The following is a 12,773-nucleotide window of genomic DNA, read 5'->3' as shown; positions in this document are numbered from 1 at the left end:
TTCAAGTTGAAAATAAACTGTCATGATTGAGAAAGGAGCTGCCGCGGTAGCTCCTTTCGTAATTTTCGCCGATAGACCTGTTAAGCTGAACCGTACCACAAGTGACTGTGAATTTTTTTTGTATTTATTGCTATGGAAAGTATCTTCCACCACCGGTTCCGCAAAAAAATATCAAAAATTAAGGATCGTATATATTATAGTTGATATACCTCCATGGAGGCGATGAAATGAACTACATGCAATCGGTAACCAAAGCAATTGCCTGCTTAGAGGCCCGACTGTCCGATGAGATTACAGCAGATGAAGTTGCGACAGAGGTAGGATACTCCTCATATCACTTCCATCGAATATTCCAATCTGTCACACGAAGCACCATTTCGGAGTACATAAGGGGGGAAATTAACCTATGCGGCCTACGATTTGTTTAATACAAACCTTAGAATCGTAGAGATTGCGATCAAATATCATTTTTCATCTCAGGAAGCCGTTATGCGTTCGTTTCAACGGATGTTCTCCATCTCTCCAGGACAATTCCAAGCAGAAGGACATGAAGACACACCGTTCCGGGCAATGGAAAAGAAAGCATTGGATGAAGTCAGGCTACGGCATTTGCAGGAAGGCGTAACCCTTGATCCCGTAATTATATCCATGGGCGAACTTTATCTGACGGGAATGGAAACGAAGAATGAACGGCCAATCGGAAAAGTCGAACGATTATTCTGCCGGCAGCACATGAATGTAAGTAAGTCATTTTACGGAAGGAGGGTTCTTTATGTGGTTGTTCCCCGTCTTGTCCGGTGTACTGATCGTGTTGTCGATTTTCATGTCCAATAAAAAGAGAGGAAAGGCCCTGTCCCACGGATATTTCTCGCATTCAATGGGATTTTCTCTCTAACGGGTGCCTGATCGCGCTTGTATTGTAGAAAGGCAAGCGTGAATCGATGAAACGGAGTGATTACAAATGGCTTGGAGCGAATTGCAAAAAATTCCGGACGAATACAATGATGAGTTCAGAACGATTGACGAAACAATTCTTAAGTTGATTTAGAAAAGGAAAGACCTTTTTTAATGGCAGAAGAATTTTTCCGCCTCAGGATATCATTCATGAGTTTGTAGCTCAGTATTACCTGGATATTGAGTATTGGTTAGAGCTAGTGAAATAGCAGTAAATCGAAAGAAGGGATGTTAGATGAGAGTTTTATTGGTCGACGACGAACCGCTAGCGTCTATTGAACTTCAAGGAGCCCTTGAACGCGAAGTCAGCGGAATACAGATCGTCGCCGCGTATTCAAATCCGACAAAAGTGATTGCTGGCGTATTAGAGCATCGCCCCGATGTGGTGTTCTTGGATATTGGAATGCCCGAGATTGACGGGCTGGAGCTTGGTAGGCAGATCCAGGCTGTCGTTCCCGGCATCTATATCGTATTCGTAACCGGTTACGACCAGTATGCCGTTCGTGCTTTCGAGCTTTATGCCTTGGATTATTTAGTAAAGCCGGTGAACGACAGTCGTCTTCGCAACACCGTCATGCGGATTCAGGAGAAGCTGAACTTGAAAGGTTTGAGGAAAGTTCCGGTTCGGAATGCGCCACTGATAGGGTGCTTCGAACAGATCCTTTTCCACCCTCCGGGCATGGAAGCACAGACCGTGAAGTGGAGGACGAGCAAATCGCAGGAATTGTTCGCTTTTTTGCTTTACCATCGAGAGCGGGTCGTCGGCCGAGGCGTACTCCTCGAGCTGCTATGGCCGAATATAGAGGAGGCGAGAGCGGCTCAACACCTCTATACGGCTATCTATCATATCCGTCAAACTCTGAAATCCTACAAGATGGATTCGATATCCATACGCATCGGCGAACTGCAAGCAGGATATCAACTGGATATCGGGGGAGTGCAGGTTGACACGGAGCTATGGGAAAGCGAATTAAAGCAATTGGGTTCTCTCGATGTGGGCACCGCCGACGCCTATGAACGCGTGCTGAGGATGTACACGGGCCACTATCTCGGGGACTACGATTACTTGTGGGTGGAGCACGAACGGGAACGCTTGCAGTTGCTATGGCTATACCAGATGAAGAGATTGAGCGAATATTACGAGGGGCAATGCGTCCTAGACAAAGCCATTCAGATTAACCTTGACATTCAACGGATATGTCCGGATGAGGAAGAATGCTATTTTTCGCTGATGAAGCTCTATCATGCGGTAGACAATCATATGGGCATAGAGGAACAATACTATCTCCTCAAAACGAGAATGGAAAGTGAGCTGGAGCTTCCGATTAGCGAGAACATCGTCCGTTGGTATGAACAATGGAGATTGGGCCAACACAAGCTCATCGGAGAATTAAAGGGAAATTCGACGCTTTTATCAAAGTAGGCTATATCTGAAGCGAATGCTCATTATTTCATGTTTAAAGGCTGCTCCGATGGGGGAATTCGATTCCTCTCCACGAGCGTCCTTTTTGTCGTTTCGGGAGTTGTCTAGGTGTTGTCTAGGTGTTGTCTAGGTGTTGTCTAGGAGCGTGTGCTAAAGTTATAAGCGTTTATTGTGGAAAATTGACGTATTATGTCATCCCGTAAATGCCTTGCACTTGACCAAATTTTCTGCATTTTTCTTTGATTATTTCACGATTTCTCTTGTTTATTGCATTGTTCAGCAAGCCCTAAGTAGCAAGAGTGAAGGGGGGGATAAATAAGCGCGGTATAACAGTACTGTTCTATGGATGCATCATTATGTTGAAAGAAGATGAAATAAGCACAGCGTATGAAAGGCAAAAGCCAACGGACTAGCACGCCGTTGGCAAGACCAAGTCACCCGTAGGGTGATTTTGTCCATTGTGATCAATCGGATGGCGGTTTCAGAAATTGTTTAGTTTCATACGTTAATATTTAGCGGAGAGAGACTTGCCAGAAGATGTCGCTAAAACACTAGTATTCTATAATAGAGAGGATGAAGAGATGTGTTGTTACAAGGGAATTACTTCAAATGGAGAAAGCAGCTTATGGTGATGCTCATCTTTGTGCTGGTATTCGGGAGCTTCTCAACTACATTCGTACCTAAGGTATCAGCGGCTAGCGGTCCTACTCCAGGTGGTTTGAGTGGATCTCAACCTGTACTATGGCTTAAAGCAGATTCTGATGTAAATGAAAATAACGGGCTATTGACGGGGTGGGCAGATCAATCTACTGACCCTGTGCAGTTTACTCTTGATGTTCCGTCGGCGCAAGAAGCGAAGACACCAAAGTATAATTCAAGTGGGGTGAATTTTAACCCAAGCATTAAATTCGATAATACGATGGCCTCTAATCACTATGCAAGTTCGGTGAAGCTGATTGGAGATAAACAGATTACATTTCAGTCTGGATATGCTGTCTATAAATGGCCAGCTGCTGGCAATGCAGGATCACTTGTCGGATCGACTGAAACAATAAATTACGGAAGTCAGATTTTGGGTGGAAATGCGAGCGGTTTTGCAGTTGGAACTGGCGCGAACTCTAAATGGCGTGGTTTTAAAGAGCCTGACAGAGAGAGATTCCAATTGGCCAATTATGAAATCAAGGATGCAACGAACCATAGTGCAAGAGTTAACGGAAAAGCAGCAACTATTGGTACGGCTACTTTTGATCCCTTTACATTCACTCCTGTAATTGGTGCTACTGCAGGCAGTAGTAGCAGCAACTGGTATGGTCTGCGCGCTGAGGTTGCTGAGATTATCTTGTATGATAGCGTAACAAGCGATGATGCCGCTAAAATTGAAACATACTTGGCAGTGAAGTATGGGATTACGCTTAACAATGGTGAGAGCAATTATATTTCCACAAATGATGATACCGTGTGGACTGCAGACAGTACATACAAACACAACATTGCGGGTATAGGTCGAGATGATGCAGAAGCATTGGTGCAAAAGCAAAGCCGCAGCGTTAATGATGGAACGCAAATTGCAATTGGTGTAAGTACCCTCGTGTATTCAAACGAGCTTAATACGGGGACACTGTCCGACCAACAATACTTAATCTGGGGCGACAATGGACAAGACTTGACGTTCGACCAACAGATTGGCAGCACGAACGAGTATCATTCACAGCGAGTTTGGAAGGTACAGAACACGAATGGCGTTGGTGAGGTTCAAATTGCGATTCCGACATCCGCTATTCCTGCAGGGAAAAAACTGCTAGTTAGCAGCAACGTTACGGATTTTACTAGTGCAACTCAGAAGGAATTAGAAATTATTGATCTTAACGGTGTACCGCATTACGCGGCTAAAACAACACTAAACAATGGACAATTTTTCACATTTGGTGTATTGGCTCCAGAAATACAAAGCGCAAAGGTTGAAGAAATAACAGCTGCTGGGGACGAGATTATTCTTACCTTTGATCAAGAAATTGATCTAGCTGATCAAACTGGCTTCAAGCTTGAAATCAACGGTGTAGAGGTTACGATTGATAGCTTTGAAATAGGGGTAGATGGTAAGACATTGAAGCTGAAGACGAGTGAGGAGATTACACAAGTTGATGCTGTTAAAGTGTCTTATGAGAAATCAGTTGGAAACTTAAAAGGAAAAAATGGTGCTCCTGTTCACAGCTTTGATTATCTCATTGCACCACCAGCTTTAGTCATCACCGAGCCAAGTGGTGATACAGTATTCGTGAAAAAGCCTGAAATCAAGGGCACGACCACTCCAGGTGCCACGGTATCCGTAGAAATCAAGGATGGAAGTGGTGCTGTAATTGCTACGCCAGCTGTCACTGTAAATCAAGATGGTACGTGGAGTTTCATCCCTTCGGCTGATTTGGTAGATGGCTCTTATACAATTGAAGTGATGTCTACGAAAGATGGTAAGACAGCTCAAGAAAACAAAATCATTACGGTAGATACCACACATCCAGCTTTAACTATCACTGAGCCAAGTGGCAGCACAGTATTCGTAGCAAAACCTGAATTCGAAGGTGCGACTACCCCGGGTGCAACGGTAACTGTATCAATCAAGGATGGAGCAGGCCAAGTGGTTGGATCAGGACAAGCAGCGGTAGATGGAAGCGGAAACTGGAGCTTCATTCCATCCGCTGACTTGACAGATGGCGACTACATAATTGAAGTGACAGCTACGAAAGATGGCAAAACATCTCCAATAGTAACAAAGAACATCATGGTTGATGCTACAAATCCAGCTTTAGTCATCACTGAGCCAAGTGGTGGTAAAGTATTCGTAGCGAAGCCAGAAATCAAAGGTACAGCTACTCCAGGTACCACGATAACAGTAGAAATCAAGGACAAAGACGGTCATGTAATAGATACACCAACCGTCACTGTAAGCCCAGATGGTACGTGGAGCTTCACTCCAACCACTGACTTGGTAGATGGCGACTACACAATTGAAGTGACAGCTACGAAAGATGGTAAGACATCTAAACAAAATAAAACAATTACTGTAGACACCACAAATCCAGCTCTAGTCATCACCGAGCCAAGTGGTAGCACAGTATCCATAGCAAAACCTGAGTTCAAAGGAACAGCTACTCCAGGTGCGACAGTAACAGTAGCACTCAAAGACAAAGATGGTCATGTAATAGACACACCAACCGTCACTGTAAACCCAGATGGTACATGGAGTTTCATCCCATCGGCTGATTTAGCAGATGGTGACTACACGATTGAAGTGACATCTACGATAGACGGCAAGAATTCTACTGCAACAAAGAACATCTCTGTTGATACAGTAGACCGATCTGGGCTTAATAATTTGAAACTGCTGGACTTGAAGGGGAATCCGATCGGGCTAACGCCAAATTTTGATCGGAATTCACTGATCTATGGGGCTTCCGTAACGAATAGCGTCTACAGCGTAGCTATTAATCCAATGACGCTTGACCCGAACGCGAGAATTGAAATTTCTGTAAATAAGGGTGCGTGGCAGGATGTGGCCAGCGGCGCAACAAGTGATGAACTTCTGCTGAATGTCGGCACGAACACTATCATTGTTAAAATCACAGATCAAGCTGGCAATGTTAAAGAATATACATTAACGGTGACAAGAGCATCCAGTGGTGGTAATGACAGCAACAGTGGTGGTAATGACAGCAACAGTGGTGGTAATGACAGCAACAGCGGGGGTGTCACTCCGACTCCAACAACCCCAGATAAGACCCGTATTAATACGTCTGTTAACGGTACGGATGTTCCATTTGCGACAGGAAGCTTAACGACATCGGGAGACCAAAAGCTCACGTCGGTTCAAGTCGATGTTGATAAGTTGAAAGAGAATTTGGCGCAAGGCAACGGACAGAGCCTGGTCATCCACTCTCCAAATGAAGGCAATGTACAAGTGGATGGTTTAACGGCAGCAACGATCAAGCAATTGGCTGATAAGGGTGCGAGTCTGGAAATCGGAAACCTGCTGGCGATCTACCCTGTTCCTGGCGGAAAGATGGACTTAAGCGGTGTGTCCAAGCAATTGGGAAATGCAGCACTTGAGGATATTGCAGCACATATTGATATCCGACGGTCTTCGAAAGTACTGATTGACAGTGCGCGGAGCAAGGCAAAGGCAGAAGGGTACGAGTTATTGGTTGATCCGGTCGATCTTGACATGACCTTTACACATGACGGTCAGACGGTTAGATCGGGACAATTAAGCGGATATGCTCCGAAATACATCGCTCTGCCTGAAGGCATCGATCCGAACCGTATTACAACAGGCGTTATCGTGAACCCTGACGGTACTGTGTTCCATGTACCAACGGTCGTTACGAAGATCAACAGTCGCTACTATGCCCTGATCAACGATTTGCGTAGCCACGGTTCCTATTCTGTCATCTGGAATCCGCAGGATTTCGATGATGTGAAGAAACACTGGGGCAAAGTGGACGTCAACAATATCGCAGCGCGACTCGATCTTGCAGGGACAGGCAGCAACACTTTCTCGCCTGATCGCAATGTGACTCGTTCCGAGTTTGCAGAGATCGTCGTCTCCGGGCTGGGCTTGATGCGTCAGAACGTGCCAAACAGTATTTTCCCGGACGTTCCAGAATCTGCTTGGTACCAGGATGCAGTCACTATCGCGAATGAATTCGGTATCGTTCGCGGCTATGACAACGGCAACTTCTATGCCGATCAGCAAATTACAAGAGAACAAGGAATGGCGATGATCGCCCGGGCGTACAGCCTCATCGACACGAAGACCGAGCTAAACGAGGAGCAGATCACTTCCCTGCTGGCGGGTTACAAAGACGCAGCGAGCGTATCCGGCTGGGCGAGAGAGGATGTCGCTCTGCTGGTTGAAGCGGGAATCGTGAAGGGCAGCGGAACGGACTTGCTGAGCCCGAAATCCAATATGACACGTGCCGAAGTAACGGCATTGATCGCAAGATTGCTCAAAACGACTAATCTGATCGACAAGTAACATCAATACCCGACAACCATTGCCGACTTTCAAAGTCGTTGATGGTTGTTTTTTCTTGTACGAATAGCTCTGACTGGATATCGGTTAAGGGGCAAGACAAAAGACACCCGAGCGGATGCCTTTAGATTTCGTTCTATGAATGATACGGTGGCTGTGGTCAGATACATTCTTAACTATGGAGTACCTGCAGGCAAGAACCCTGGATTCCCGGGTTCACATAACGAGGCGTAAGCACAATGCAGTAATACCAAGGGATTTGGTCATTGGAAACCACAAAATTCATCGTCACAGATTGGTACTCATAACGAGAATCCATTCCAGTATTTGTGCGCTTTTTAAGGATATATCAAGCCTCATAATAGAAATTAGACCGACTTTATACTTCATATAACAGGACTAATTTTCCTGAATTTGTGATTTTGATTTTGAAAATGGTTTCGAATCTGACTTGTATCAATATCAGACATTGCTTATGAGGCGATTTTTGTGTGATTCCTCGTTACGTATCTTCGGGAATCCAGGAAGAACGTGGCTGCCCCAAGGAGTTTGCTGAACAAACAAGCGGTTGTCCAATAGCTACTTCAATATCTGGAACGAAACGATTGTTCCTTCGTTAAGTCTGCTCTCAATACGCAGCCCTTGTCCGTAAAGCTGCTTCAGCCGCTGGTCGGTATTGATCAGCCCGATCCCCTGCTGCAGCTTCGCGGAACTGCGAATCAGAGTGTGCCGGATGGTCGTTTCGTCCATTCCCACGCCATCATCCTCGATGCAAACCTCCGCTCTATCCTCATATTCGGCAATCCGGATTAGGATGGTGCCTCCGCGCGCTCGTTTCAAAATCCCGTGCCTTACCGCGTTCTCAACCAGTGGCTGAATGGATAGAGGTGGTACAAGCATCTCCAAGGATGCCTTTACGTCCCACTGCACCTCGAGGCGTTCATCAAACCGTTCCTTCTCAATCGACAAATAGGCTTGGACTAGCTCCAACTCGCTACTCAAGGTCACGAGCTTGTCCGAGTTCTTGAAGTCGAAGCTGGCGTGCAAATATAAGCTGAATGCATCTGCAAGCTTGCGCATACGGAGCGTATCGATTTCGCTGAGCGCGACGATGGAGTTGAGTGTGTTGAAGAAAAAATGCGGCTTGATTTGCGCTTGCAGCCACGCTGCCTCCATGTATATTCGATCGCGGACAGCCAGCGTCAGATCGGTAAGTGCCCGAATTCTCGATTTTAGCTCCAGCGTGTTCATTGGCTTAATAATGTAGTCGTTGGCCCCCGCGAGGAAGCCGGAATGAATATCCTCCGGCTGACTGCGCGCTGTAAGCAGCAGCACGGGGAGCTCAGCTAGCGAATAGCGCTGCCGGACTCGCTTGGTCAGCTCGTAGCCGGACATGCCGGGCATCATGACGTCGATGATCATAATGTCCCACTTGACCGTATCCAACAGAGCAATAGCTTCGTTTCCGTTTATCGCTGTGCCGACGATATATGGCTCGGAAGCCAGTGCATGAGTCAGCACCCGCAAGTTGACCGGATCGTCGTCCACTGCCAGTATGCGAACTTTGTCGATGGCCGGAGACGGCGATTCGCTGACTTCCGGCAATTCGGTCATATCGTCCTCCTTGGAGGCCGCGACAGGTGTGTCCACTGCGTGCGCGAGCAATGGTGCTGCATCCGGCGAAGGGTCATCCCTCTTCGTCGTGTCTGCCGTCATCGCAAGAGGTAGCGTAAAGATGAAGGTCGATCCGTGATTGGGAACGGATTCGGCAGAAATGGTACCTCCCTGCAGCTCGACGAGCTGCTTGCAGACGCTCAGTCCAAGCCCGATGCCGCCTCCTAACGAAGTTACGCTCGAATCGGCTTGCTCGTAGGGGAGAAAGATTCTTTGCAGCGTCGCTTTATCAATCCCGACACCCGTATCAGAGACGGTTATGTGCGCATAGCCATTCTGTATAGTGGCGCGGAGTTCGATACGGCCGCGCATTGTAAATTTGACCGAGTTATGCAAAAGGTTGAATAAAATTTGTGTCAGCCGATTTTCGTCCGCCTGCACCGGCGGAAACGATTCCGGGATTTCGTTGACGATTCGGATCGGCTTGCCCTCCGACATGAAGCCCAGCATGTCGATGACGCCGGAGGCCACCGCCTGTACGCGGATGGGAGCAGGCTGAATGTGAATGGCATTCTCCTTGAGCCGGTTGATGTCGAGCAGATCGTTAAGCAGAAATGACATACTGCGGCCGACGGAAATAAGCAAACGCAAGCTTTCCTTATGTCTGCTCTCTTTCCGGTCGGCTTCATCGTCGAGCACCGCTTGGGCAATGTTAAGCATGCCGTGAAGCGGGTTGCGAAGCTCGTGGGACGTATGGGCAAGAAAATCGTCCTTACGCTTGTCGGCCTTCTGCAGCTTCTCGGTGAGGAGCCTCAATGCTGTCATGGAGTTGAAATGGCGTTTGAACCAATAGGCGGTTACAGCCAGTATGGCGAATATGAGGTCAAACGGATAATAGCCGAATTCGGGAAAGTAAAATGTGATAACGATGCCCCATATCGCGTTGATGGCAATCGTTATTCCTCCAATCAGCAGGAACATCGCATCCCGGTTGCCTTTTTTGGCTGCGCGAAACGCCAGGGTTGGAACGGCCACAATCGTGAACAGGTATAAATAGATGTTAAAATAACCCAATTTCAACAGCGGTTGCAAAGGCAGAAACAAGACAATGCCGACATAAAGCGAGCAGATGTAATTGAACCAGCGGTAACGGCTGGATGATGTGCGTTCCACCGTAAGCAGCATGGCATTTTTGAACAAAAAATAGAAGACGCCAAGATAGGATAGATGGAACAGCCGGCTCATCCAATCATAGTTTATCGGCAGCCAGATTTGCAGGAGCCGCTCATCATCGATAAGAATCGAAATAATGGTGCTGACGATCAGCAGAAAGAAGCTTAATAGTCCAGGAATCCGGCCGCCAATGAACAGGAGCAGGCAAGCATAGAAGGCGTGTATCAATAGGACGGCGCAAACGAGCATCTGCATGCTGCGGGAGTACCATACGTTCTTCTCAATCGCTTGTTGAGTGCCGATCAGGACGGGAGAAGTGAGGCCCCCATTGAAATAGTCATAATAATTAGCAACTTGGATGACAACTTCTATGGTTTCCCCCTCAGGATAGAAATTGGCGTAATAAGGCACTTTGCGCGCTGTGGAAGAATCGATGTCCTTCCCCGGAGTTCCGGAATAAGCCAGCAATTGTCCATTGATATACAGCTCGGAAGAGGTGGGAATGGGTGGCACCCGAATGCCGAGCAGTTGCTTCTCGTTTGCGTGAATGTGAATGAGAAGCCGGTAAGAGCCATAGCCCATCGGCGAATGCCCTGTCGGATTTAACGTCTGTCCCCAATTGCTTGGCACGTGAATATAATCTGGCTTTGGCGGATTTTCATCATCATTCATATAGAATGCATGCGTGTAAAACTCCCACTCCCCGTTCAAAGGAATCGCCTGGTTCGACGAAAAGTCCCAGGCGGTGAGATCAATGGTACCTTGAGTGGCATTGGGATGGGGCGGTGGAAATTTCCATGTGACCCATATAAGACGGATACTAGTTATAATCAGCAGGTATATGCCGAGAATGAGTAAGATTTGCTTTGTTTTCATAGATTATCATATTCGACAATTAATGATCATTTCCTTCGCAAGGGATGGCACCGTTTAGAATTTAGTCAAAAAAAGCGGAGCAGAGCTTAGGCAATTCGGCAGAGAAGGTACCCCATAGGATGGACAGTTATTGTTCAACAGGGGAAATATTAGATTTCATTGACGGGCAAACACAGCGGGAGGAACAGCGGAAAGGAGCTGTGGCGGACACATTCGAGCATTCTCATGCGTCGCTTGAGAAGTGCCTGGAAGTCATCCGGCAGATGGACGGCTTCACACGCAGTCAGGTCAATATTCAGCATATGGGTAACATGATCATGATCGGCGGCGGCAGTCACTTCTTCATCGTTACAGTTGAGACAAGCACTGCGATTCACAACCTTCTCAGCTCGCCGGAGGAAGAAGACGAGTTTGTTGAGATTACAGTAGGCGGCCAAGCCTGTGAATTTCCTCAGCAGTACATCGTAAGCCTTGAGCTTGTTGAATCCGCGCTCCTGCAATTATTAGCTAATACATCCGCCGAACTGCACTGGGAAATTATCGAAAAATAATTGTATAAGATAAGCTAAGACATATCAGAAGTGACGCAACGGTTTTGACGGTTCTGGGATGGCGTACGTTATAACGTACAGGTGAACCGTATCATAAATAAGGTGGTTTTTTTGCTGTAATATTGGGATACGTACAATCAATATCGATTATTACCTCATATTACTATTGGTATCCTAGTATATGGGGAGGAAAAGCGATGCCATTTTTGAAACGCAATATGCCTGAGCGAGTTACGTTTCGACAATTTCTTATATCATCGATTGGCGACCAATTGTTTTTAAATGAAAGAAACCAAAAAGCATTTTTCTCGGTTATGTTAGCAGCGAGGAAGGCGAAATAAACTTCCCCTAGTCTCAATCTATAGGATATGAACAAGAATCAGCCTTAGTAAGAAAGCAATTTGAGGAGGCTAACCTGTAGGAAGAAATTTTGCGAATTTGCATATCAAGTCGAACAACCTTGAGAAGACGGTTGAAGCGTTAAGAGAGCTGAGCGAAGGTTCCGCCGAAGTATTAGGTAAGTCGTCCATTCCAAACCAATCAGACTCGGATGCTGTAAAGTCAGAACATGAAGCTCAAGAAGTTGTCATGTACATAAGCAAAAGCAACGAGAACTGGGATAAAATTACGAACGCGCTCAATCTTTCGATGGTGGAGTTTTTTTAATTATATCCAGTCTGTTAGCGGCGAGGCGAGCGAGTCTACACTCGCAGAAATTGTGAATAGGCTCCGCAGCAGAAGTGAAAACGAGAAAAGAGGATATTGAATGTCATCGATGTTGTACTTGACGATCAGTTGAATTGATAGGGAGAAACATTAAACCACCGAAATTTGGGTTACGGTTTTGAGGTAAGAGCTTTTATTTTTCTCCAATCAACCCGTTAAGATATGAACGTGGGCATTGTGCTTATCCATCCGTTTTGTTAGAATTCCTAGGCGTGACTACTTTTACGTTCCTCAAGTACCTGTTGCTCGGCTCATCTGCCCGTATCATGGTTTTAGCACCGATAACGGTGATTCATATAACTTAAGATAGTTGGAAAGACCGAGCCCAGAGGCTCGGTCAGATTGTCGAGAAACCCTGTACTTTTTCAAAGTACAGGGTTTCTCACATTTCAAATGGTCACTTCAAAAGGGGAAATGGGGGATTACCCCC

The 12,773-nt window shown here is 46.5% G+C and carries 7 protein-coding genes; 6 read left to right on the top strand and 1 reads right to left on the bottom strand.

Annotation, left to right across the window (positions count from 1 at the left end; genetic code table 11):
• Window positions 1-227: 227 nt before the first annotated feature.
• From ACOZB4_RS29465 to ACOZB4_RS29450, 4 genes are all read left to right on the top strand, one after another.
• The gene (locus tag ACOZB4_RS29465; protein WP_379411653.1) at window positions 228-428 is read left to right on the top strand and encodes an AraC family transcriptional regulator; all 201 of its coding nucleotides are present in this window, start codon (window positions 228-230) and stop codon (window positions 426-428) included.
• Window positions 421-834 (top strand): hypothetical protein, encoded by a 414-nt coding sequence (locus ACOZB4_RS29460; protein ID WP_379411650.1) that lies wholly within the window; start codon window positions 421-423, stop codon window positions 832-834. The genes ACOZB4_RS29465 and ACOZB4_RS29460 overlap by 8 nt, the downstream gene beginning before the upstream one ends.
• Before the next feature lie 355 nt (window positions 835-1,189).
• Window positions 1,190-2,377, top strand: a complete 1,188-nt coding sequence (locus ACOZB4_RS29455; protein ID WP_379411648.1) for a response regulator — start codon at window positions 1,190-1,192, stop codon at window positions 2,375-2,377.
• A 583-nt stretch (window positions 2,378-2,960) separates the two neighbouring features.
• A complete protein-coding gene (locus ACOZB4_RS29450; protein ID WP_422759717.1) occupies window positions 2,961-7,406 on the top strand; it encodes an Ig-like domain-containing protein in 4,446 nt (1,481 codons plus the stop codon).
• Between the two features lie 576 nt (window positions 7,407-7,982).
• Here the strand turns inward: ACOZB4_RS29450 and ACOZB4_RS29445 are convergent.
• Window positions 7,983-11,066, bottom strand: coding sequence for an ATP-binding protein (locus tag ACOZB4_RS29445; protein WP_379411645.1), 3,084 nt, complete (start codon window positions 11,064-11,066; stop codon window positions 7,983-7,985).
• 119 nt (window positions 11,067-11,185) lie between these two features.
• Between ACOZB4_RS29445 and ACOZB4_RS29440 the strand changes: the two genes are divergently transcribed.
• On the top strand, window positions 11,186-11,617 hold the full coding sequence (locus ACOZB4_RS29440) for a hypothetical protein (protein WP_379411643.1): 432 nt from the start codon (window positions 11,186-11,188) through the stop codon (window positions 11,615-11,617).
• Window positions 11,618-12,055: 438 nt separating this feature from the next.
• On the top strand, window positions 12,056-12,283 hold the full coding sequence (locus ACOZB4_RS29435; protein ID WP_379411640.1) for a hypothetical protein: 228 nt from the start codon (window positions 12,056-12,058) through the stop codon (window positions 12,281-12,283).
• Window positions 12,284-12,773 lie beyond the last annotated feature (490 nt).

This window comes from Paenibacillus sp. NPDC058898, from assembly GCF_049316025.1.
Classification (GTDB): Bacteria; Bacillota; Bacilli; order Paenibacillales; family Paenibacillaceae; genus Paenibacillus_AQ.
This window is presented reverse-complemented; position numbering and strand designations above follow the sequence as displayed.

Bases quoted from the DNA above. Each gene is read 5' to 3' on its own strand.
- ACOZB4_RS29440 (WP_379411643.1), top strand. From the start codon at position 11,186: ATGGACAGTTATTGTTCAACAGGGGAAATATTAGATTTCATTGACGGG.
- ACOZB4_RS29455 (WP_379411648.1), top strand. From the start codon at position 1,190: ATGAGAGTTTTATTGGTCGACGACGAACCGCTAGCGTCTATTGAACTT.
- ACOZB4_RS29445 (WP_379411645.1), bottom strand. From the start codon at position 11,066: ATGAAAACAAAGCAAATCTTACTCATTCTCGGCATATACCTGCTGATT.
- ACOZB4_RS29465 (WP_379411653.1), top strand. From the start codon at position 228: ATGAACTACATGCAATCGGTAACCAAAGCAATTGCCTGCTTAGAGGCC.